14 protein-coding genes are annotated in these 23,769 nt (G+C 61.6%); 4 read left to right on the top strand and 10 right to left on the bottom strand.

Translation table 11 applies throughout. From position 1 onward, the window contains the following. The first annotated feature begins 104 nt into the window (after positions 1 to 104). Positions 105 to 4,979: an NEL-type E3 ubiquitin ligase domain-containing protein gene (locus D906_RS09430; RefSeq protein ID WP_232238356.1), complete on the top strand. Its 4,875-nt coding sequence runs from the start codon at positions 105 to 107 to the stop codon at positions 4,977 to 4,979. 129 nt (positions 4,980 to 5,108) lie between these two features. Beyond that, positions 5,109 to 9,584 carry an NEL-type E3 ubiquitin ligase domain-containing protein gene (locus tag D906_RS09425; protein ID WP_027615106.1) on the top strand — a complete coding sequence of 1,492 codons (4,476 nt, stop codon included), beginning with the start codon at positions 5,109 to 5,111 and terminating at the stop codon, positions 9,582 to 9,584. Positions 9,585 to 9,589: 5 nt separating this feature from the next. Here D906_RS09425 and D906_RS09420 read toward each other — a convergent pair whose 3' ends face one another. Beyond that, on the bottom strand, positions 9,590 to 12,106 hold the full coding sequence (locus tag D906_RS09420; RefSeq protein ID WP_033693196.1) for a UvrD-helicase domain-containing protein: 2,517 nt from the start codon (positions 12,104 to 12,106) through the stop codon (positions 9,590 to 9,592). 174 nt (positions 12,107 to 12,280) lie between these two features. Here D906_RS09420 and D906_RS09415 point away from each other — a divergent pair, with 174 nt between their 5' ends. Then, positions 12,281 to 12,979, top strand: a complete 699-nt coding sequence (locus tag D906_RS09415; RefSeq protein ID WP_027609093.1) for a pirin family protein — start codon at positions 12,281 to 12,283, stop codon at positions 12,977 to 12,979. Positions 12,980 to 13,054: 75 nt separating this feature from the next. Here the strand turns inward: D906_RS09415 and D906_RS09410 are convergent, their stop codons facing one another. From D906_RS09410 to D906_RS09380, 7 genes are all read right to left on the bottom strand, one after another. Next, positions 13,055 to 13,954, bottom strand: coding sequence for a transporter (locus D906_RS09410; RefSeq protein WP_019097308.1), 900 nt, complete (start codon positions 13,952 to 13,954; stop codon positions 13,055 to 13,057). Between the two features lie 76 nt (positions 13,955 to 14,030). Next, on the bottom strand, positions 14,031 to 15,092 hold the full coding sequence (locus D906_RS09405) for an NADH:ubiquinone reductase (Na(+)-transporting) subunit F (RefSeq protein ID WP_016714636.1): 1,062 nt from the start codon (positions 15,090 to 15,092) through the stop codon (positions 14,031 to 14,033). A gap of 11 nt (positions 15,093 to 15,103) precedes the next feature. Continuing rightward, on the bottom strand, positions 15,104 to 15,463 hold the full coding sequence (locus tag D906_RS09400) for a phenol hydroxylase subunit P4 (RefSeq protein ID WP_027615105.1): 360 nt from the start codon (positions 15,461 to 15,463) through the stop codon (positions 15,104 to 15,106). Between the two features lie 64 nt (positions 15,464 to 15,527). Next, complete coding sequence (locus D906_RS09395; protein WP_019097309.1) at positions 15,528 to 17,042, bottom strand: aromatic/alkene/methane monooxygenase hydroxylase/oxygenase subunit alpha; 1,515 nt, start codon at positions 17,040 to 17,042, stop codon at positions 15,528 to 15,530. A gap of 32 nt (positions 17,043 to 17,074) precedes the next feature. Then, positions 17,075 to 17,344 (bottom strand): MmoB/DmpM family protein, encoded by a 270-nt coding sequence (locus tag D906_RS09390; protein WP_019097310.1) that lies wholly within the window; start codon positions 17,342 to 17,344, stop codon positions 17,075 to 17,077. Then, positions 17,341 to 18,336, bottom strand: coding sequence for an aromatic/alkene monooxygenase hydroxylase subunit beta (locus D906_RS09385; protein ID WP_019097311.1), 996 nt, complete (start codon positions 18,334 to 18,336; stop codon positions 17,341 to 17,343). Before D906_RS09385 ends, D906_RS09390 begins: the two co-directional genes overlap by 4 nt. A gap of 55 nt (positions 18,337 to 18,391) precedes the next feature. Beyond that, the gene (locus D906_RS09380) at positions 18,392 to 18,649 is read right to left on the bottom strand and encodes a phenol hydroxylase subunit (RefSeq protein ID WP_027615104.1); all 258 of its coding nucleotides are present in this window, start codon (positions 18,647 to 18,649) and stop codon (positions 18,392 to 18,394) included. Between the two features lie 373 nt (positions 18,650 to 19,022). Between D906_RS09380 and D906_RS09375 the strand changes: the two genes are divergently transcribed. Beyond that, on the top strand, positions 19,023 to 20,699 hold the full coding sequence (locus D906_RS09375) for a sigma-54-dependent Fis family transcriptional regulator (protein ID WP_019097313.1): 1,677 nt from the start codon (positions 19,023 to 19,025) through the stop codon (positions 20,697 to 20,699). A 42-nt stretch (positions 20,700 to 20,741) separates the two neighbouring features. On the opposite strand, the gene D906_RS26760 is transcribed toward D906_RS09375, so the two are convergent. Both D906_RS26760 and D906_RS09365 read right to left on the bottom strand, forming a co-directional pair. Next, positions 20,742 to 21,569 (bottom strand): DUF6708 domain-containing protein, encoded by an 828-nt coding sequence (locus tag D906_RS26760; RefSeq protein ID WP_232104675.1) that lies wholly within the window; start codon positions 21,567 to 21,569, stop codon positions 20,742 to 20,744. Continuing rightward, on the bottom strand, positions 21,566 to 23,769 hold a 2,204-nt coding region (locus D906_RS09365), incomplete at its 5' end, for a T6SS effector BTH_I2691 family protein (protein WP_256586151.1). The genes D906_RS09365 and D906_RS26760, both read right to left, overlap by 4 nt.

The raw sequence follows: 23,769 nt of genomic DNA, 5'->3' as shown, positions 1-23,769 counted from the left end.
ACCGACCCACGCATGCGCAAGACCGACCGTTACCGACAACTATCTACCGCACCACGGCGCCTTGAAGAGCGTGGACTATTCCCTCTACGCAAGAGGTCATGACCATGACAAACCCCACGCCGCTGCATCAAAGCCAGATAACCCGCGCATTGCCGAAATGGAGCAAGGCGCTTCACCCCGCACACACGCAAAAAGTGGTGCAAAGCCTGCGCAGGGACTATCTGGCTGAAGATGGCACCCCTTACACATGGTATGCCACTGCCGATGCGCCCGCGCGCGAGCAGTTGCGTAACGCCATCAAAGTGCGAAACAAATGCCTGGCGCAACTCAAGACAGCGCTTGCGGGCTTCAAAGACATCATCACCTTCAGCACCCCGCTGCTGACCGAGCGGTTGAAAGTGAATGTGCCCGTAGACAGAGCGCAGTATGTCTTCCAGCCCTTTGAAGCCGATGCCGATATCTGGACCGGCGTTCCCGACCTGGAAGTGCCTTTGTTCCCTGACCGGAAGGTGGATGTGCTGGCCACCCGCCCCGTGGGCGAGCCGCAAGCACGCAGCTTGCTGGAGGCGGCTCTGCACAACTTCGAGGGCCTGGATGAAGTAGGCGCCTACAGCAGGCTCACCCGTGCAGCAGGCAGCGAGACACCCTTGCCAGGCCTGACGATGGCGGACTTCGTCAAGCATTGTCGGGCGCTGGACCTTGGCCAGCGCTATCAAGACCATCTGCATGCAACCCACGAGGGCGACAACCGCGCTGAAATCCAGCGCCTGTCGATTCAAGCCAGCCGTGAAGCTTTGAGGGTGCAGGCCCTGATCGCAACGCTCAAAGGCCTGCTGAGCGACCACGCAGGCAATGCGCTCATTCAGTTATGCGATGGCAAGCCCCACCCCACCTACGATAAGCAGCCGTTGCACTGCTGGAACTTCAGCCTGTTCGGTATTCCCATCCACGAAATCCTGTTCATCGGGCCCGACGAGCCTGGCCAGATAAACCCGTGCATTGTTTACATACCTGAAGACAACGAGCACCCGGTCAGGGAATTTGCCTCACGCCAGGCAGCAGGCCAGCACCTGCGCAGCCGTTTGCTGCAAAGCACATTCCGTCGTGCCTTGGTCCATTTCGCCTACAAGGACAGGCAACAGGAGCTGGCCGACAAGCTGGAGAACGCGCTGTTCGAGAAGGACGATGCAGGCATACGCAGACCCCGACACAAGCCTGTACTCCACTTCACCCCCTCGCCCATCCGCACCGATCCCTGGGCCACCTTGTACAACGCGCACCTTGCGCGCATGAAGGCCGACGCGAAAACCATTGCTGTCCCCACTGCCGACGTAGACGCCAAGGCCCGCAACCAGCGCCTGAAGCACTGGTTCGACATGGGCATGAATGTGCTCAACGTGGCTGCGTTCTTCGTGCCCGGGCTGAACACGGTCATGCTTGGCGTTTTCGCCTACGACCTGATGAGTTCTGTGTTCACCGGGTTCGAGGCCTGGGAAGAAGGCGATAGCCAGCAAGCGCTGGTGCAACTGGAATCATTGGCCATCAATGCGGCGGTCATCGCCGGTTTTGCGGTAGGCGCCAAGATCGTTCAGGCATCAGGCTTCGTCGATGCACTGACGAGTGTGTGGCACGAAGATCAGGAAGTGCTCTGGCACCCCGACATGAAGCCGTATGCAAGCCCAGCGGCTGTCCCTGAGGGAGTTCAACCCGATTCGCTCGGCCATGTGCACGTCGATGGGAAGACCTACCTGAAGCTGGATGGGACGCTATACGAAGTGTTTCAGGACGCTGAGCAACAATGGCGCGTGCGCCACCCCGATGATGCGCAGGCTTATGCGCCACGCTTGTTGCATCATGGCAACGCCCGCTGGCAACTCGACCATGAACAACCGCTGGAATGGGACCACCAGCAACTCATGAGCCGCCTGGGCAACTACACCACTGGCCTGGACGAAAGCGAGCTGGACTACGCCATGCGCAGTACCGGTACCGATGAAGGTGTATTACGCCGTAACCAGGCAACAGGCTCACGCCCACCCGCCCTGTTGATCGACACCTTGCAACGCCTGCAACTCGACAACGAGGCTCAACAGATCATCGATCGCGTACGCCATGGGCTACCGCTGGCAGCGTACAAGAACTTTGCCTTACCTGAACTGCTGCGCCTGCCGGGGTGGCCTGAGGGAACTGTACTCAAGGTTTACAAAGGGCCAGAACCCTGGGGCGAGTCTGTGCGCTACGGCCCGTCCCATTCGACAGGGCAAATAGAAATCGAAGTCACCCGCACCGACCTGGACAATGGTCAACTGAGCCAGACCGTGTTGGCTCAAATGGATGAAGAGACCGCGCTGCAACTGCTGGGTGACACGCCGCCCGAGCAGCGACCTTCTGCCTTGAACAACACGCTCGCGACCCACCTGGAAGCACATCGCGAAGCGTTGTTCAGCAGCCTGCAACACAGCCGCCGCCCCGTCCTTCCCCCAGCCGCCCAACCCCTCGCCCAGCAGTTTCCCGGCCTGCCGGACAGTGCGCTTGAAGCGTTACTGGCCAACATCAGCAACGCCGAACGGCTAAGCCTGACAAGGGGACGGGTGCCGCTTCGCATTGCCGAAGAAGCCCGCCGTCTGCAAGCCCGTGCACGGCTAGACCGCGCCATCCTCGGCATGTTCAGGCGCAGCCTGGCTAACGATGACAGCCAACGCCTGAAACAGGCCCTGCAAGCCGAGCACCCACAGGCTGACTCGGCCCAGTTGCTGCAACTTGCCCTTGCCGATCGCCAGCGCTGCGCCTCGCTGCTTGGCCAACAGCCCATCAAGCCGAGCTTGCGCTCACCCTTGCGCATGGCCAACGGCCAACTTGGCTACCCTTTGAGTGGTCGGGGCCTGCCAGCCGCGCGCCGCCTCCAGGCACTCTACCCCGAACTCAGTAGCCCGCAAATCAGTGCGCTGCAAGCTGAACTTGCGCAAGGGGGCGACCTGGGTATCGCCATCAGTCGGCTGGAAGCAGAACAGCGTACCCTCAGCCGTGACCTCAACCGCTGGGCCAACGCTTCAGCTTCGCTGGAAGAGCGCTTTGATCGCCAACAGTGCGCCGAGCGGCTGATGAGTGCTGCCCGGCGTGAAGGCGGCGCGCAACGCGAGGCACTCGTGCTGGACCGCATGCAGTTGCAAGCGCTGCCAACGTTCACTGCTCGCATGCCGCATATCCGGCAACTCACGCTTGATGGGTTGCAGCTGCGGCGCCTGGACAGCGGCTTGCTGTCAAACTTCCCCAACCTGGAAAACCTGGAAATCATTGGCAACCCCGACATTGACGCCGAAACACTGTTCGAGGCGCTCAAGTCTGCGCCACGGCTACGCGAGCTGGGCCTGACAAGCAATGGCTTGACTGCCCTTACAGCCACTGCCCAACAAGCCATCGAAGCGATGCCCGGCCTGAGAATACTCGGCCTCAGCCGTAACCGCCTGCAACTCGATGACGCCAGCTTGAGCTTCCTTGCGCGCTTGCCACTGGATGCACTGGGCCTGGGCAATAATCGGATCACACTCGATGAAACCCTCGCTGCCCGTTTTCAGGACATGATTCACCCCATGGTATTGCACATGCCTGGCAACCCATTGCAGCTGCCGCCCGACCTGCGCTTCATGGCTCGCCTCAGCCACCTGGACCTCGAGCGTTGCGAACTGCAGCAATGGCCCGACAGCTTGACCACCCTCATGAGCCAGCCCCAGTACCAACTGCGCTATCTCAACCTCTCCTCCAACCGCATTCGCACGCTGCCAGACTTGCCAGGGGTGCTGCGTACCCCCTTCGCCCGTGACGTCGCCGCGCGCCTGCCTGAGCGCCGCTGGCTGTTCAACTACAACACCCTGGAAGCCCAGACACGTGCACGCCTGGGCAGCAGTGGCGTCAACGTATTCGAGCACGCAGAGGACGTACCGCAGTGGCAAGGCATTTTCCGTGGTGAGGCGAGCAATGCCGAGGAGCAACTGTGGAGCGATTTGTTCGACCAAGGTGAGAATGCGGCACTGCTAGGGGTCCTGGAACGTCTCGCCCAGTCGGCGGAAGCGCGGCGTGATACCGCAGCACTGAGGGAACGTGTCTGGGACTTGCTGGAGAAGGCTGCTCAAGACACCGAGCTACGTGAACGCCTGGCCACCGTGGCGGGCGACTTCCCCCCAACCTGTGGCGACGCAGGCGCCGACGCTTTCAGCGCATTGGAAATAGAGGTACTGGCCCACGAAGCCGCAGGCCGTGTTGGTAGCCGACCCATCGATCTGCTGAGGCTGTATCGCAAGCTGTATCGACGCGACCAGGTCAATCAACTGGCCGACCGCATCAGCTGGAAAAGGTCCTTGCGCAAACAGGCGCTGCTCGATGGCGTCTTCGATGAAGATCTTCCCGCTTACGATGTGCTCGACGAACCCTCTGCGTTTCCGGATATCGACCTGGAAACGGGGCTGGTGGACGATATCGAAGTACGCCTGGCGTTGCGCCAGTCTCTGGCCACCGCGCTGGACTATCCCGAACCGAGCCGAGGCATGTTGTACCGCGACACAGCCAGGATCAACCAGACCATCATCGACCGGGTGAAAGCTGCGGTCCTGGCGCTGGATACGGATGCCAGCGCGCGGGAACAATGGATGAACCAGCAGCCGGGTTGGGTTGAGTACATGAAACGTGAGCATGCAGCACAGTTCAGCCTGATCACCGATTTTTGGCGGCCGGGCCTGGACTACCTGTACTACTGCCTGGATGAAACCGCCGACCCAGTCACCTCCCTGGACAGTTCTGTTCTACAGGCGCTGGCTGGCGTCATGCCCGAAAGCCCATTGAATGCTCAAGGAATACTGCGTCGCGTCTCGATCAACGAGCAGCAGTACCGCCAGGGGGTGGACGTGCTGACTGCCGAGCAGCAACAGGTTGAAACCGGCCTGCTGACCAGCCTCACTCGCCAGGCGCAAACCCTCGGCGGCTAAGCGGCTCTCACTGCCCGCGCAGGTCTTCGAAGAAGGCCTGCCGGCCATCCACCTGAGCAGGCAATTATCTACCGCACAGACTGCCAGCTTATACGGCCCCATAGCGGCTCCCGAATACGGAGCACCGACATGAGCCACACCCCTTACCACCACGCGCAAATCGTGCGTTCCCTTCCCGACTGGAGCAAGGCACTGCACAGTGAACATGCCGGCCAGATAATGAGGCGACTGCGCAAGGATTACCAAGACACCGACGGCAATACCTACGCTTGGTATGACCAGGCAGACGAACTCACCCGCCAGGCCCTGCAGCGCGCCATCGCCAGACGCGACGCCAGCTACAGGGCCCTGCAGGCGGCGCTCGGCGCCTTGCAGGGCATCTCCGAATTCTGCGCCCCACTGCTGCAGAAACAACTGAGCATCGGCATACCGGTCACTCAGGCTCAGTACGTGTATCAAGCAACCTCCGTCAAACAACCGGGCGGGCTACCTGGCGGACCTGCAGTGCCACACGAGCTGGGCGAAATCATACCCAAGGGTAACCCTCAGTATCGCAGCCTCCTCGAAGCGGCCTTGCACAACTTCGAAGGCCTTGCCGATACCACGCGCTTGAGCCGCCTGCAGCACAGTCGCCAAAACATCAGGCTAATCGAAGGGTTGACGCTGGCGAGCTACATTGAGCAATGCCGGGCACTGAACCTGGGCCAGCGTTACCAGCAGCACCTTGACCAGGTCTACAGCGGTGCGAGCAAAACCAAGCTGCATTCGCTGGCCATCAACGCTCGGCGTGACGAGTTCCGTGTACAAACCCGTATCGCTGCCTGCAAAGGCCACCTCAGCGCTTCCGGCTCTTTGGCGATGCATGGCCTCTGTGCAGAGCCCGCCAACGCCACCTACCAAGGCCGCCCCCTGCATTGCTGGCAATTGCAGTTGTTTGGCATCCCCATCCACGAGCTGCTGTTCATCGCACCCGCGCAAAACCGCAAGCATGACCCGGTGTTTCTCTATAACCCGGTGGATGGGGATACGCTCAGGGAGTTTGCCTCGCTAGGGGATGCACACAAGTACCTGCGCCAGCAACTGCTGCAGGACGACTACCGCAAGCGCTTTGTCGCCCTGGCCCTGCAATCTCAGCAAGCGGCGTTAAACAAGCGACTGATGCGAGCCCTTTACAGCAACCCCGACCAGGACGATGCAACGCAGTTGGAGCCTCGCAAGTCGATACACCTGGAATCCATCGACACAAACTTGCCAAACATCCCTTGGTCGCCACTGGAGGCCAAGCACCTTACACGCCTGAAGGCCGATGCCCGCTGGGTCGCGGTGCCTACCGAAGACGTAGACGCCAGGGTACGTCTGCGCAACATCGAATACTGGCTGGATCTTGGCATGACCGTGCTGAACGTCGCTGCCATGGTCGTGCCATGCATGAACCCGATCATGCTCGCCATCGGCGCCGCGCAGATCATGGACAACGTCTTCGAAGGCATCTCGGCCTGGGAGGAAGGTGACAACGAAGAGGCTGTGGCTCAACTTGAGTCAGTGTTGATGAACGTAGTCATGGTGGCTGCAGTGGGTGGCGGTGCTGTGGCGCTGAAGGCTTCAGGTTTCGTCGATGCCATGCAGAGCGTCGTCAAGGATGGCAAGGACTACTTGTGGAGCGCCACGCTCAAGGACCACGCAAGCCCGGTATCCATCGAACACCTTGAGCCCGATGCACAAGGCCGCTACACGATAGACGGGCGCCACTACATACGCATCGATGGGACTGTGTACGAACAGGTACAAGCGCGCGGCCAATGGCGAATCCCCCACCCGCAGGACCCACAGGCCTATCGGCCACTCGTGCGCGATAACGGCGCAGGCGCATGGCGAGCGGCACATGAAATGCCGCTCGAGTGGGAGGAGCTGCATCTATTGCGGCGCCTGGGGCCAATCAGTGACGGCCTGAATGACGAGGAACTGGAAGCGGCACTCAAGTGCTCAGGGGTGCAAGGCAATGAACTTCGCCAAACCCAGGTTGCAGCGCAGCATCCCCCTGCGTTGCTGGCCGATGCACTTGACAGGCTGAGCGCGCGAAATGAGGTCAGTTTTCCCGAAGAAGCCCAGCCACTAATCAGACAGTTTCCGGGCCTGCCGCAGCGCGCCATCGGTCAGATCATGGCCAGGACCTGCATCAGTGAACGCCTGAGCCTGGCCGAAGGCAAGGTCCCCTTGCGGGTTGCCGAAGAGGCCCGAGCCCTGCAGGCACACGCCCGCCTGAGCAGGGCCTTGCTGGGGCTTTTTCGCCCTGGGCTGGCCACTGCAGACAGTGAGGTGCTGGACGTTGCGCTCAGAGCCGAGCACCCTGGCCTTGATGCACGACAACGGTATGAGATGGCCGTCACCGACCGGGGGCGTGCGGCCAGGCTGATCGGGCAGCAGCCGATCAGACCAGGCTACCGTTCGCCAATGCGCCTGGCCGACGGGGGCCTTGGCTACCCGCTCAGCGGCCGGCTACCTTGGCGCAACACGATAGATCGGCGCTTACGTTCGCTCTACCCAGGCTTGGACGCACAAGCGCGTAACGCATTGCGGGCTCAGCTGACCCAGCGTGGTGATATGGCAGCTCAGCTCAGGGCGCTGGAAATCGAGCGCGATAACCTCGACAGCACGCTGCATCACTGGGCAAGCCAGGGCAATGAAAACCAGCGCAACGCGCGTACCGTGGTGCGCGACCTGTTCAATGCCGCCTGGCGCCGCGACGACCCCGACAGCCTGACACTTCAAGGCCTGGACATCGACACGCTGCCGTCCTTGCCGGCGCGCTTCGATCACATCACCACCCTGAACATTCGCGCCATCGGCATCCGCCAGATACCTGCAGACTTTTTCCAGAGTTTCCCCTCGCTGCGCACCCTGCGCCTGGCACAAAGCCCAGAGCTCGACTTCGAGGGCCTGTTCCGGGCACTGGCATCCACACCGCAACTGGAAGTGCTGGAGCTAGGCAACAACCAGCTCGGCAGCCTGACTGACAGCATGCGCCAGCGCCTGGCCAGCCTGCCCCACTTGCGCCGGCTGAGCCTGCGCCTGAACAGGCTGCAGCTCGACGAAACCGACCTGCAAGCCCTTGCACAACTGCCCCTTGAGGACCTTGACCTTGAAAACAACCACATCGTGTTGACTGAACCGCTGGCAGCCCGCTTTACCCGCCTGCAACACCTGCGCGACTTGCGAATGACCAACAACCCTCTGGGCCACGCCCCCCATGTGACCGGCCTCACTCGCCTGGCCAACCTTCAACTGCGCAACTGTAGCCTGCTTGAATGGCCGCGCGGCCTCACACCACTGATGACGCAGGCCGACCTGCAATTGCGTCACCTAAACCTGAGCTACAACCCAATCGACCACATACCAGACCTCGACCAGGTGCTGACCAGCGCCTTTGCCAATGCCCTGCGTACGCCAAGCGGTGATGCCATCTGGACCTTCAACGAAAACAATCTGGATACTGGCAGCAATCGCCAGCTGCGCATGGCAGGCGTCGAAGTGCATAGCGACGATCAGCTGTCGGCTATCAGCGTGGACTTCTGGCTCGTGGATGCCAGCCCGGATCAGGCGCAGCTTTGGGACGAGCTGTTCGAAGGTGATTCAAACCGGCATTTGCGCGAGGTGGTCGAAGGCGTGGCGCGCTCGCGGCAGGCCGAGCGCAACTTGCGTAGTCTGACCCGCCAAGTCTGGCAGCTACTGGAGCAGGCAGGGCAGGATGAAGAGTTGCGAACCCACCTGGACACTGTCGCGCAAGAGTACCCACCTACCTGTGGCGATGCCAATACCGATGCGTTCAGCGCCCTGGAGCTCGAAGCACAGGTGTTCAGGCAACTGGCCGAGGACGCAGAACGCCCTACCGCGCTCTTCAACTTTTTCAGAAGCCTCTATCGCCGCGAAATGGTCAACGCGATAGGCGAGCAACTACAGCTTGCCCGCCTGGCGCGTCAGGCCCGCTTGCAAGAGCTGGAGCGGTTACCCGCACAGGCGCAGCCGCAAAGGCTTGACGTGCCTGCGCTGGACGGCCTTGACGACGTTGAAGATGGCGCCTTGCTCAATGGCGGCGTGGACCTCATTGAAATACGCCTGGCCCTGCGCCAATCGCTGGCGAGGTCGCTCAATTTCCCAGAAACCAGCCAAGGCATGCTGTATCGCCACGAAGCGATGATTTCAGCACGCGTGCAAAACAATGTCGAACGTGCCGTTCTGCGGCTAGACAGTACGGCCACAGAGCGCAGGTCCTGGATTGCGCGGCAGCCCAGTTGGCAACGCTACCTTGCCCAGCGTTTCGCCAGCCGCTTCGCAACGCTGGATGAACGCTGGTATCAAGGCATGCAATATCTGGACTATTGCCTGGATGCCGAGAACGCAGTGATCACTTCACTGGATGACCCGGTGCTGCAAGCCCTCACCGAGGTACTGCCTGAGCCACCGCTGGACGAACGCGGGCAACTGCAGAGAATGGAGCTCGGCAGCCAGGCGTATGACCAGGCCAGCCGTCGGCTCAATACTGGCCGTGATCAGCAGCGCGAAGCGTTGTTCGAAACACTCACCCGCGCGCTAGACCCGAAGGACTAGGCATCCTACTGACCGCGCAGGTCTTCAAAGAAGGCCTGCCGGCCATCCACCTGACTGGACGCCCGCGGGGCCACCGCCGCATCAGCATTGGCGGCCTCCACATGCCAATAGCAGTGCTGCACCGCACGGGTCACCGCCACATAGGCCAGACGCTGCACTTCTTCCTTTTGCGCCGTATCGAACGGTTGGGCATCACCGGCCTTGCCCAGCCCGGCCTGGCGATACACCTGGTTTTTGTAGGGCGAGCTGGTCAGGTACTGGCAGTCGCCCAGCATGAACACCGCATCGGCCTGCAAGCCCTTGGCACTGTGGTAGGTCAGCTGGCGCAGCCGGCGCTGTTCGGCCGGCAATGCGGCTTCGGCGTGCAGCACGCTTTGCAGGTGCTCGTTCATCAAGGCCCTGTCGCTGCCCTTGCGGTACAGCATCATCACCGTCTCGCCCCGCTGATAGTGCTCCATCAGCGTTTCGCCCAGGGCGGCCTCATCACGGTCGAATACCTTCACTGGCGAACCCGGGAGTTCGGCTGCCGGGCCACTGGCCCGGGCTTTCTTGCCAGCAATTGCCGGGGTGCCCTTCACCAGATGCTCGGCCGCGTCGATCACCTGCTGCTGGCAGCGGTAATTGTCGACCAGCATCACCCGAGTGCTGGACGGCGACGGGAAGGCCTTGGTGAACTCCATGAAGTACTTGGGCGAACTGCCACGCCAGCCGTAAATCGACTGCCAGTCGTCCCCCACGCACAGCAACGACGAATGCTGCGCATGGCGCCCGGTGTGCATGGCCGGGCCGCGTCGGCGGATTTCGGCGAGGCTGGCGCGCAGCCAACTGACGATCTGCGGCGACACGTCCTGGAACTCGTCGATCATCAGGTGCGCCAGTGGCCGCAGCAGCGGGTCGGGCAGCAGTTTCAGGTTTTCCGGGTTGTTCTCCCCAAACAAGGCGAACATACGGTTGTAGCTCATCACCGGCGGCGACTGGTCCAGCAGGTGCGCCTCCAGGGCTTTCCAGTACAGGGCCAGGGCCTCGAAGAACAAGGCATCACTGTCGCCCGACGGGAAGCTCATCGCCGCCACCGCGTTGTTCACGTCCAGGCCAAGGTTCTCGATGAAGTTGGCCGCGCCGACAAAGGCATCCAGCAACGGCGCCGGGGCCAGCTCACCCTTGACCTTGTACTCGAACCCCGGGCCAGCCACGGCATCGCCCGCCAGCGAGGCCGCCAGGCGCCGGGCCATGGCGTAGTTGTCGAGCCAGATCAGCGGCCTGTCGCAGAAGGCCTGCAACAAGGTGCGCTTGACCGCCCACTCGGCACGCACGGCCAGCTTGGCGCCGGGGCGCTGATACTGGGCACTTTCTGCGGGGTCGAAGCCCAGCACCACCCAAGGCCCCTGGCCTTCCAGCCGGCCATGCACATGGAAGCGGCTGCCACGGATGTCGACGGTTTCGCGGCAAGGTTCGATACCCTTGATCGGCCAGGCACCAGCGGCGAACCACAGGTCCTCGATCACATCGCACAGCTCTTCGTCGCGCTGGGCCGCCAGCTGCGTAACCTGTGCGCGCTTCTGCACATCAGGGTTGTTCGGGTCCAGTGGCTTCAGTTGCAACGCTTCGCTGCGCAACAGGCCGACCAGCTCGGCAAAACGCGGGCTCTCGCCCAGCAAGCTGCTGTAGCACTGGTTCAATTGCTGGCGCTGGGCATCGTTAAGTCGCAGGTCGAACGGGTTGCTGTCGGCCTCGGCCTCACGCCCGGCGGGCATCTCATTACCCAGCGTCTCGAATGCGCGCACCAGGCCGAAACCCGGCAGGCTGCGCACCAGCGGCAGAATGCGTGAATGGAAGGTGCGCACCAGCTCGCGTGCCTGCACCGGTTGCAGGTTGATCTGCCACAGCGCGAACACGTGCAACAGGCGCTTGATGAAGTCCTTGCGCGACTCGCGGGTAAATGTGACCACGGTCATCGCGTCCAGCTCGTAGCCCAAATAATGGCGCAGCAGCAAAATGCGCAGCACCAGCGATGTGGACTTGCCTGCCCCAGCCCCGGCCACCACGCAGGTGGAGGGTGTGTCACTGAAGATCAGCTTCCATTGCGCGGCACTGGGCTGGGCCTCGGCAGGCAGACGCTGGGCCACATCAGCCTTGAAGCGCTTTTTCAGCTCGGCCGTCAATGGCAGGCGCCAGTCATCGAACAGGTTATCGTCCTGCCCAGGCACGGCGGCGGTGTCGGGGCGGGTATCGCGAATAACCAGCACCTGGCGCCCGGCCTCGTAGCCTTCCACCCGACCGCGCTCGAACCCTTCGCGCTCACCCTCGGCATGGCCCGTGCGCTGCCCGCTGGCGTGGCCGAGGAACCAGGAGTCGCGGTGCTGAGCCTGCAGGCGGGTCAGGCCACGCCCCAGCAGACGGGCGACCAGGCGGCGAAACCAGGGCAGTTGGGCGGGCGGGGTAAGGTCGGCGGGGGCCTGGGGTTGCTCGTGGGCCACGGTCACTCCGTTGAAAAACAAAATCAGCGGGCATGTTCGCTGCATCGACGGAAAATCGCCAGCGAATGCTTGCAGATCAGTGGATTAGGCGATGAAGCGAAGAAAGGCCGGCAACAATAACATCTATTAAACTGATTGTTTTAAGCCGATATTTACGCTTATTTTCGATGTTTACTTAGCGCATCATGGCGTCATTCCACCGTTTCAAGGAGCACGATCATGCTGCAATTACGACCGTTTGATAGCCTCGGCCACGCCAACCATGGCTGGCTGGACGCCCACCACCATTTCTCGTTTGCCGAGTACTACGACCCGGCGCGCATGCACTGGGGCAACCTGCGGGTATGGAACGACGACCTGATCGCAGCCGGCAGCGGCTTCCCGCCGCACCCGCACCGCGACATGGAAATCATCACCTATGTGCGTGAAGGCGCGATCAGCCACCAGGACAGCCTGGGCAACAAGGGCCGCACCGAAGCCGGAGACGTGCAGGTAATGAGCGCCGGTACCGGCATCGTGCACAGCGAGTACAACCTGGAGGACGTCGATACCCGTATCTTCCAGATCTGGATCGTGCCGGAGCGCACCGGTGAAGCACCGCAGTGGGGCACCCGGCCGTTCCCAAAAGGCGAACGTGGTGAAGGCTTCGTGACCCTGGCCAGCGGCCGCGTGGGCGATGAAGACAGCCTGCAGATTCGCACCGATGCGCGGCTGGTGGCTGCTACCTTGCGTGCTGGGGAAACCGCCGAGTACTGCTTCGATGCCGCACGCCGGGGTTACCTGGTGCCGGCCAAGGGGCTGGTGGAGGTGAACGGGTTGCGGGCCAAGGCGCGTGATGGCGTGGCGATCGAGCAGGAAGAAGTGTTGCGGGTGACCGCCATCGAAGACAGCGAGATCGTGCTGGTAGATGTGGCCTGATGAATCGGCCAGTACAGGCAGCCTTGTAGTGCCTGCACTGGCTTGCCGGCGATGGGCTGCACAGCAGCCCCCCTTTCAGAATGGCAAGGTCAGCTTCAACCAGTAGGCATCACCCTGGGCGCGATTGCGCACTTCGGTTTCCTTCGACCACTTCGCCGTCACGAACCAGCCATCCTTGCCGCTGTACTTGATCGACGGGCCGATGGCAAAGCTGCGCCCCTTGTTGTCTTCGATACGCTCACCGTCCTGACGGTCGTCAGTCGTCTGCCGATAGTAATACCCCCCTACTCCCAGCACCCAGCCATTCCCAAGGCCCCATCCCACGGCATAGTCCACATGAAACTCCTGCCCCGAACGGTAATCGGTGGCCGGGTTGCGCCTGTTGAAGTCGTACATCACCTTGGCATCCAGGTTGAGCCCGGCCGGGTCGATGTAGCTCATCGCGTACACCGGCTCGAACACCCAATAGTTGCGCCCGGGGTTGGCCAGGTCGTTCTTGTCGTAACGACCGGTGGGGGCAATCATGTCGAAGGCCAGGATGCTGTGAAACTTGTCACTGTGGTGAAAGCCCAGTGCCGGGCCGAAGATCACGTCGCCCAGGCCGCTGTTGTGCTGCGACTGGCCATTGAGCGAGACCTTCACATCCACCAGCGGCACGATGGCATGCAGCGCCAAGCTGCCACCCAGCACGGTGTAGTCACTTACCCAGATCAGCCGCGGCACGAGGGCGTTGGCGCGCACCCGAAAGTCCACCGGCAGTTTGCGCCCGTCGTTGCCGCGCAGGTTGTCGGCTTCGTAGTGGTTGACGAACAGCTGGCCGTAGAAGCCAGGTGGCGGCATGGCGCCAGACATGTAGTTTTCGGCACCGAGCGGGTAGGACGTGCCGCCCCCCTCGGTGGCATGGGACAGGTTGGCAGCGCCGAACAACGAGGCACACACGGCAAGGCGCAGCAGGTTTGCAAGGGTCGGGGTCATCGGGTCAACCTTTCTTGTTGTTATCGGTCGGGTGCACGCCAGCCCCCTGTGGCCAGGGAGCCAGACGCCAAAAGGTTCAGATGCGTTTGAACAGGGCCGAACGCTGGCCTTCGGAGGCACCGTCTGCGGCGCTGTAGAAGCGCTCCATGAAGATGTCGCGTTCGAACAGTCGGCCCTGCATCAGGCAAGTGATGGCCGCATCGATCATGGGTGGTGGGCCGCACAGGTAAGCCTTGTGGCCGTTGAAGCGGCCATCGAAATGCTGCCTGGCCGCGTCGTGCACGTAACCGCGCACACCTTGCCACTGCGCGTCTTCGGCAGCCTGGCTGAGGGCTGGCACATAGCTGAAGTTGGCATGGCGGGCAGCCAGCGCTTCGAACAGTTCGCGGTTGTACAGCTCGGCACGGGTACGAGCGCCCTGGAACAGGGTGATGCGGCGGGTATCGCCACGCGCCAGCAAGTCGAGAATCATCGACTGCGGGCTGGAAAGCCCCGAGCCGCCAGCGATGAAAATCAGGTCGCCCGGTTGTGAGCTGCGCACGAAAAACTGCCCGTATGGGCCGGACAGCGCCAGCGCATCGCCCACCTTGAGCTGCTGGTGAATGTACCCCGTGGCCACGCCGCCTTCCACCAGGCGCACATGCAGTTCCATCTCATCCGCCTGCTGGGGCGGGTTGGCCAGGGAAAATGCGCGACTGCCTTCAATGCCTGGCAGTTGCAGGTTCACATACTGCCCGGCCTGGAAGGCCATCGGCCGGTCGAGTTTCAGGTGCACGCCGCGAATGGTCGGTGACAGTTCGACCAGCCGAGTGACTACGGCGTGGTAGTCCTGCACCGGCAGGCCGGCGAAGTCCGGGTCGACGTCGATGTCGGCCTCGATGACCAGGTCGCTCTGCGGGATGGCGCAACAGGCCAGCACCTTGCCCTCGTCGCGTTCCATGTCCATCAGAGCGAAGGACGAAGCGGCACCGAGGTCGACCTCGCCTTCCAGTACCTGGCACTTGCAGGTAGCGCAGGTGCCGTGGCCGCAGGCAAACGGCAGCCACACGCCCTGGCGCAGGGCGGCTTCGAGAATGGTCTGCCCCTCCTCTACTTCAATCTGTTCACCAGTGGGTTCGATGGTGACTTGATAGCTCATGGCGGCACTCCTCAGTTGTGGCTGCCGCCCAGGCCTTCAAGGCCGGGGGTATGCAGGTGCAGCAGGCTTTTGTGGGTGATGCCGTTGGCCGCCAGGCCACGGGCCAGGTCGGGCGTGAAGGGCTGCTCATCCAGGCGCCACCGCGCAGTGGCGAAGTCCACCTGGGCGGCATCCGGGTGCAGGGCAATGGCCGGTTTGACCACCTGCTCGATGAAAGCGGCGAAGGGCAGCGCCGGGTCCACCGGCAGGGTGAACGGTGCGCAGAACAGCAGGTGGTTTTCCCAGCACAGGTACACCAGCTGGGCGCCGTGGAAGTTGGCCTGGCGGTCCAGGGGCTGGGCAGTGTAGGTGCCGATGGAGGTCACGGGCATGGCGTTGTTCCTCTTGTTCTTGTAGGGCCAGGGCGCGTCAACGGCGCCCTGGTGGTTCGGTGGCTCAGCCGGTCTTGCGCCCGGTGCCTTGCAAGGCCTGCCAGCGCTGCTGTTCGGGCGAACCCTGGTACTCGAAGTTGTCCTGCCCGGGGTCGATGTTGTAGTAGTTGCGCACGACCGCCTCGACATCGCCGCCACCGCAGTTGCCCTGCAGGATCTGATGCACCGGCAGCCAGGCCTGCACGTACTTGTCCGGCTCGAAGGCGAAGATGTCGCAGCAGCCATCGGAGCAGAAGTGGTAGCGCTCGCCCTCATGCACCAGGCTGCGATGGCTCAGTTGCGTGGGCGCATCCGGCTCGGTGAAGGCCAGCGGGATCTGGCAGATCTGGCACAACATCGGCAGCGTCGGGTTGTAAAAGCGCTCACCCCGCGCCTGCAGCTCGCGCCAATGCTCGTAGCGTGGCCGGTAGTAGCGGTCGAAGGTGTCCGGGTACTTGGCCGACAGCCAGTCCAGCTCCTCGTCGGTGGGGATCCAGGTGTGGAAGTTGGTGGCCTGGCTGTACTGGTAGAAAATCGACCAGGCCTGGTGGCTGATGTGTTCCTTGCCGATGGTGGTCTGCTCGACGTACTTCGGCGGGCGGATGCCATAGCGTTCCAGGTCCTTGAACAACGCGCCACCGGCCTGTTCGAAGTACACCTCCCAGGCTTCGGCCCAGGACATCACCTTGTTGGGCAGCATGTAGTCCATCATCATCCCGACCAGGGTCAGCAGCCGGTAACCGCGCCAGAACCACTTGTCGATCCAGCGCTGCACGATGGGCACATTGTCCTCGTGTTGCTCCAGCAGGAACTTGATCACCTCCAGGCCCAGGGTCATGTGCCGGGCTTCGTCGGACTGCGCCGAGAAGCCGAAGGTGACCGTGGCCATGTCGCCGTTGAACGCGGCACCCGACATGAACGGCACGAACAACAGGTTGGTCAGCACGTACTCGAACGAGAACGAGATGGCGGTGAGGAACTCGAACGGGCCGGCTGTGCGCGCATCTTCGAAGAACGACTTGGGCACCGACAGGAACCACACCCGGTCGTGCATGTGGGCGAAGTCATGCAGGCCGTTGAAGTGCTTGTTGTAGTGGCTCATGGCATGCACCTGGGTCTGCACGTGGCGCAACTCGTCGATGGCCTGCATCTGGCAGGCCACCCGTGCGCCGGCGCCACCAAAGTGCCGGCCGACACGGGCGAAGCCCTGGTAGGCCTGGTACTCCAGCGGGGTGACGCCGCTCAGGAACAGTTTCAGGGCGTTCACGTAGCGGGCGTCAGAGATGTTCTGGTGGCCGTTGTTCTGGGCGAAGGCATCGAAGATGGCGTACAGCTTCTTCTCTTTTTCGGCCTGGTACTTCCAGTAGGCGTCCATGGTCAGGCGGAACGGGTCTTCCCACTTGTCCCAGTCGGTGATCTTGATGCCCTCGAACCGCTCGTAGGGGTAGATGGCGTCCTTGCTCTGGTAGCTTGGCTCCCAGCCCAGGTCGCGGGTCAGGCAGCGGTACTTGTCTTTCTGGTTGAGGCGCTTGGCGGCCATGGTGGTCTCCCTTGTTATTGTCGTTGTGCGGATCAGTTCCAGTGCAGGGCGAAGCAGTCTTCGTCTTCCTCGACGTTGCCGCCGAGGGTGATCACGTCGATCAGCATTTCCTGCACGTCCCACTCACGGCCGATCTTTTCTTCCACCGTGGCGCGGTGGATTTCCAGGCGCCCTTCGGCCTGCACGCGGATCATCGCCGGCTGGTGCTGCACCTGGGCATGCGGGTTGTCCTGGGTGATGGCCTCGACGATGTAGCGGGCGCTGTCGTTGTCCTGGAAGGCGATGTACACGAGGGAAGTCATGCGGCGTCTCCACTGAGGCCAAGTTTTTTCAGGCGTGCGCCAAAGGCGCTGTCACAAGCATCCAGCGCGTCACGGCCTGGGCCGGCCTCGGCCAGCGGCAGCAGCGCTTGCACGGCACGGCTGCGCCACTCACACACCCAGCCTTCGATCAACTCACGGTTGTATGGGCTCTCGGCTGCGGCCGTCTTGACCAGCGCATCGACCCAGCGCTGGCTTTCGGCAAACCACAGGCGCATGAACTCGGTGAGCATGCCCAGCTGCCCTGCCCCGATGGCCACCAGCTGCGCATCGAAGTGTTCGAACAACAGCGGATACAGCAGGCCGTCGCTGACCAGGTTCTGCGCCAGGCTCAGCTCGAACCAGTCATGCACCACCAGGCTGTCCTCCACATAGCGGCGCAGCCCTTGCCAGGCCGGCTCGTCCAGCCAGCGCTGCTTGGCCTCGGCCAACAACGCCAGGCCGTCGTCCTCCAGCAGCAGGCCGATGCGCGACAGGTACTGGGCAATGGCCAGGCGGTCCATGGCGTGGAACATGTGCATCTGGGTGACGCTGGTGCCGAACGCGTCGGCGGCAATGCCGCTGTTGTTCATGTTGGCGCCCAGCTCGGCATGGCGCAGCGGCAGCAGCAGGCGCGCGACCAAAGCACGGGTTTCGGCCGGCAGGCTGGCTAGCAGCTCGCGCTTTTCGCAGAAGGCGAAGCTGTGCTCGGCGTTTTCCTGCATGCGTGCCCGGGCTTGCACGTAGGCGCCGTAGTAGTACTGACGCGGGTCGCTGACGGCGTACCAGTCAGCCATCTGCACGGTGGTACGGCTGGGGTCGTTGAGCAGCTTGTCGGGCTGCCACAGCGGGCGGTAGTGGAAGTTGGTGGCGGCCTCGATGTCGAAGCTGGCTTCCTGGTAGCGGCTGGCCGGCTTGTCACCGAAACGGCGGCGGATGTGGCTGAAGGTCTGGCGGATCGGCTCGACCGTGGCCGTCTTGATCTCGATACTCATGCAAGGCGTCCTGTACTTGTTGTTGTGGGGATGCAATGCGCCGGCAGGCGGCGCTTCAATCGTCCGCGTCGCGGCTTTCGCCATAGCGCCACTTGCGCATGTCGGCATCGACGGCAGCGGCCATCGCAGCGTCCATGTGGCGCACCCGGTTGCTGGCGCAGAAGCTGGCGAAGGCCGTGCGCGGCAGGACCAGTTCGACGAACAGTTCCGGGTAACCGATGGCAAAGTCGAACTCGACGAATGCCGCGTCCGGCTCGCTACGTACGCGGACATAGCGCGGCATTTGCTCGAAGGTGGTGGTGGCTTGAGTCATGCGCTGGTGCTCTGGTTGGACGTGTCATAGGCCAGAGCAACGGCTGTGCCAGGCGCGTTGAAATCGCCAAGAACCCAACCCAACCAATTGTTTCTAAAGGATTTTAATTTTTTCAGCGTTACCCTCAGGCAGCGCTATGCGCACGCTGCAGGCTGCCCGTTTGATCATTTGCTCAAATGCGCCAGCGCCGTTTGAGCAAATGGCAAACGTCACCGGCGATTGACTTTTGCGCCGCTTTCAGGCGGTTTAGAAAAGAGATCGACCCGGGCCTTGCCTGCAGACTGCGGTCGTCCCGGCGTGACCAGCAAACCCGCCTTGCCTGAGCGGGTGCACGCCGATTCCCCATACAACTACAAACAAGGGGCGCAAGCGAATGATTACCCAGTACAGGGCGCCGGAACCTGCGCCGGCGCTGAAGGACCTGACCGAACGGGTACGGTTTGAAGGCACCGAAGGCAAGATCTGGCTGGACGAGCAGCGCATGCTGCTGGTGCAGGCCGCAACCATGGCCAGCATGCGCCGCGAGCTGATCGAAATGCTTGGCGTGGAGCGGGCCAAGGGCTTCTTCCTGCGCCTGGGTTACCAGTCGGGGCTGAAGGATGCCGAGCTGGCGCGCAAGCTGCGGCCCAATGGCAACCCGGTGGAAATGTTCTTCATCGGCCCGCAACTGCATTCGCTCAAGGGCATGGTCAAGGTGCGCCCGCTGCAGCTGGAAATCGACCTGGACAACGGCCATTTCTACGCCGACATCGAATGGCAGGACTCCTTCGAGGTGGAAAACTGCCAGTCCGAGGCCCTGCATTCCGAGCAACCGGTGTGCTGGATGCTGCTCGGTTACGCCATCAGCTACAGCTCGTTCTTCCTCGGCCGCCAGGTGCTGTACAAGGAGGTCAGTTGCCGTGGCTGCGGCGGCAGCGAATGCCGCATCATCGGCAAGCCGGTGGAGCAATGGGAGGATGCCGACACCTTCCTGCGCTACTTCCAGAGCGACCCGGTGATCGACGAGCTGCAGTCGCTGCAGGTGCAGGTGGCCAACCTGCGCCAGCGCCTGCAGTACGAGTCGGGGCAATTCTATGGCATCGGCCAGTCGGCGGTGTACCGGCGCTGCTGCGCACTCACCGACAAAGTCGCCCCTGGCAAGGCCTCGGTGCTGTTGCTGGGCGAAACCGGGGTTGGCAAGGAAGTGATCGCCCGCAGCCTGCACCTGCGCAGCGAGCGCGCTGGGGCCGCGTTCGTGGCGCTGAACTGCGCGACCATACCGCCGGACCTGATCGAAGCCGAGCTGTTCGGCGTAGAGAAAGGCGCCTACACCGGCGCCCAGCAGGCACGCATGGGCCGCTTCGAACGGGCCAACGGCGGCACGCTGTTCCTGGACGAAATCGTCGAGCTGACCCCACGCGCCCAGGCCAGCCTGTTGCGTGTGCTGCAGGAAGGCGAACTGGAGCGCGTGGGTGACAGCCGCACGCGGCCGGTGGATGTACGGGTGATCGCCGCCACCCACGAAAACCTCGAACAGGCCGTGAAGGATGGACGCTTTCGGGCCGACCTTTTCTACCGCCTGAACGTGTTCCCGGTGCACATTCCGGCACTGCGCGAACGCCGCGAAGACATCCCGCTGCTGATCGAGCACTTCCTCGGCCGGCTGCACCACAGCTACGGCAAGAAAACCCGTGGGCTCAGCGACCGGGCGATGCAGGTGTGCCTGCAATACGACTGGCCGGGCAACATCCGCGAACTGGAAAACCTCATGGAGCGCGGGGTGATTATCACCGACGAGAATCAGAGCATCGGCCTGGACGCGCTGTTCCCGCATGCTCCTCCGGCTTTCGACAGTATCGGACTGGGCAGCGATGGCCGGCTGGTGGCAGACGGTGACCAGGCTACGCCCGGCTGGGTGGCGCAGATTCTCGACAGCGGTACAGGCCTGGACGCCGTCGAGGCGGTGCTGATGCAGGAGGCCATGCAGCGCTGTGGGCATAACGTTTCCGAAGCCGCCCGCCTGCTCGGCATGACCCGCCCTGCCCTGGCCTACAGGCTGAAGAAGGGGTGAATCCACCGTAGCAATTTTTGCAGAGCCCCTGTGAGAGCGGTTCTAGCCGGTGCCATCCACTGCATCTTCTTCAGAGGGCGCAGTACGGGATTCGCGGTCTATGTCCGCTGGCCATTCAACCTTAGGTGCCAGGCAATGCATGTGGCTCAGGCCATCGTCGTCGTTCCAGTCGCGGGGTGGGTGCACGAATGTGGGTAGGGCTTCAGGGCCTTGCTGCATGAAGAGCCGGGCAATAGCCCAGTAGGCCTTGCCTTGGTCCAAGGTATGCGTGAAGAAGACACGGTCAATGACTTCATTGGTTTCGGGATTACGGACTGACAGCATGACGTTTTCGATCAGGCCCCCGTGGCCGGGGGCGTAGATGCGGTAGACCTCAGCGGTGATGTCGTCCCAGTTATAGGCGACGGGCTGGACGCCCCAGCGTTTGCGGCTGAAGATGAAAATGCGGTCGATCTTGCACTCGTAGATGTAGATTTTTCGACGCAGGCGATTGAAGCGGATGGGTTCGTCTCTGGGCAAGACAAGATCCTCTATCGCGTAAGGGATGAGTGCCCATAGAATTATTGGCGAGCCAATCAGAAATAATACATTCATTAACCAGTCACGCTGCAATCCGTACACGAACAAATCCCAGTACAAAGAAAGTACCGAACCAGCGCAAAAAAGCAAACCAGGAATACCGATTAATGCTGAAACCCCTCGAAGGCTTATTGTTTTCCTCGGCAGTTCAAGGTAGACATCATTAAAATAATTAGGCGAGGGATCTACAGCCTCTATCCAGCAGCGGCCATCTGGCTCCTCTCCCGTTGAAGGCAGATCATAGCTCCAGCCTATAGCACGCTCCCATAAAACCTTGGACTTAAGCGTCATTCATTCATCTCCCGAGAGCAAACTTCAATATAGGCGTCCGGCAAATTGCGGTCGGGCCAATACATAATCAGCAGAGTGGCGGCGAGCAAGCTGTGGGTCCCAATCATAGGAACCAGGGGCACAACCCCAGAAATTTCAAGCTGAACACTGCCGTCTTCGACGGCATAGGGTCTCTGGTTTTCATCAATGGAACAATCACTCGTATAGTCCGGGTGGCGCGGGGGTGAAAATTTAGAAAATGACGATGATGGAGAAAGTGATTTCGTTGCGTGTGCCAGGTAATCGCCCGAGGCAATAGTCTCTCCACCTACGAAATCCGGAAACGTTCCATCACCGAAACGATGCGCTATCAGTTTCCAGCGATAGGCGGACTTCGCCTTAATAAACCTGGGCAATATGACGAGAAACTTGAGCTTTTGCATCGTATTCAAGCCGACCAAGCCTCCTATCTTGGGGAGTGTAGGGTCCGTAGCCAAACTCGACTCAAAGTGTAGTTTTGCCTGAACGCCCAACGTCGCAGCATTGAGGTCAGCGAATGCTATGTCTGAAAATTCCGGAGCATTCCAGTGTATGGAGGGAGTTTCGTTCGCGAACCCAAAATAGCATCGCCGCGCCCAGCGTTCTAGAGCAGTTGCTTCTTTGCTTTCTGCTCGTTTACTCAATTCATAGGCAACTAGACTTAATGTGACTGCTACGCCCAACGGGCCAAACACGAAAGGTCTGAAAACTGCATACACAAACGCCACTGTACCCACCCCAGACGCTAAAGCTGAATATTTATAATGCGAAGCAGCTGTAGTATCACCAGTGGCCAAAGTGCGTTTTCTCGCCAAAATCGCTTGAACCGTGTCAAAAACACCTGCAACTGCACTCAATACAGCGCCTATTTTTATGATGGCTTTTCCAGTGACAGCAGCCCCCCGAGCCCATGGCCTGTTTATGTTGCTGGTGCTGGAGCGCATGACGAGTCCAATCAACTCAATCTGCCCGCCCAATACCCCCAACAGCGAACCCTGCATCGCGAACTTGGCCTCATGAGCCTTTGGCCCAATCTCGGTTTCTGCTTTATCCTGGTTTCTGCTCAGGCTGTCGTGTTGCAAATACAACCCGCCTATCGCGAGCAATACTTCCCAACTGCCTGCCACACCCCGCAAGCCGCTAAAGCCAGTTCGCACCAACTGCGCCGCCTGCTGCGAAGTAATGCGCACTTCCTCCAACACCTTGCGCGCATTCGCCTCCAGCGTCCCCGCCGCCACCGAGATATCCACCAAGGCAATCTGTGCCGCGCTACTCGCCTGGGTCACTGCCTTACTGGCTCCCTCAAGCAACCGGCCACGCACCTCTTCAGCCGTACCCTCCACCCACACCGTTACGCTGATCATGGTGTGGGTAAACCGTGGATCAAGCACGGCCAGGCTCATCAGCCCGTGCTGCATGATCGGCCGCACCTTGTTCCAGGCCTTGGTTGAATGGAGGTCGAAGTCATCGACATTGCGATGCATCCGGTCCCTTGCCTCGGCAATCGAGGCATTGGCCTTGTGCTGCAATTCGCGCAAGTGGGCACTCTGCAGCGCGTAGTACTCACCCAGCTTCATCTTCACTTCCAGCTCGATCAGGTGCACACCGTTGTAGAGATACTGCGTCGCGCTGTTCAGGTGCCGCACGGCGTTCTGAATGCCTGACGGCAGGCTGGGCGCCAAGCGCTGGCTGGCGGCGTTGAGGGCACCCTGGATTTCGGCGATGGCCTGCTTGAGGGTGTTGCGCATGCGCAAGCCGGCGTCGTCGCTGGCGATGATCTTGCTCAGCATGCCGTAGAACTTGTCGCTGTCATTCCAGTTGATAACGTCGGTGGCGGAAAAGCTGGGCAGCAACCCGGCCAACAACGCACGGTCGCGCATCAGCAACGCGCGGTAAGGGGGACTATCAGGATCCTGTAGCCATTTCAGCCAGAGCGTTTCGCTGGTGCCGGCCGTGGGACTCGTTCCGGGCGCCACCGCCTCGGTAATGCCACCCCCCAGGCACAACGCCATGGTCTTGGCATAGGCCACGCCAGACTCGCGGTGATCGCCGTCGTAGTCGTACTGCTCGGCCACCTTGAACATGGGGGTGTCGAACAGCGCAACATAAGCACGGGCGTTCTTGTCGATGTAGCCCTGAAATTCCGCTTCCTGCTGGTCATACTCGGCCTGGAACGCTGCCC

It is taken from the genome of Pseudomonas sp. LAIL14HWK12:I1, from assembly GCF_003202095.1.
Taxonomy (GTDB): Bacteria; Pseudomonadota; Gammaproteobacteria; order Pseudomonadales; family Pseudomonadaceae; genus Aquipseudomonas; species Aquipseudomonas monteilii.
Note: the sequence above shows the minus strand (reverse complement) of the source record. Positions and strands in the feature narration are given on the sequence as shown.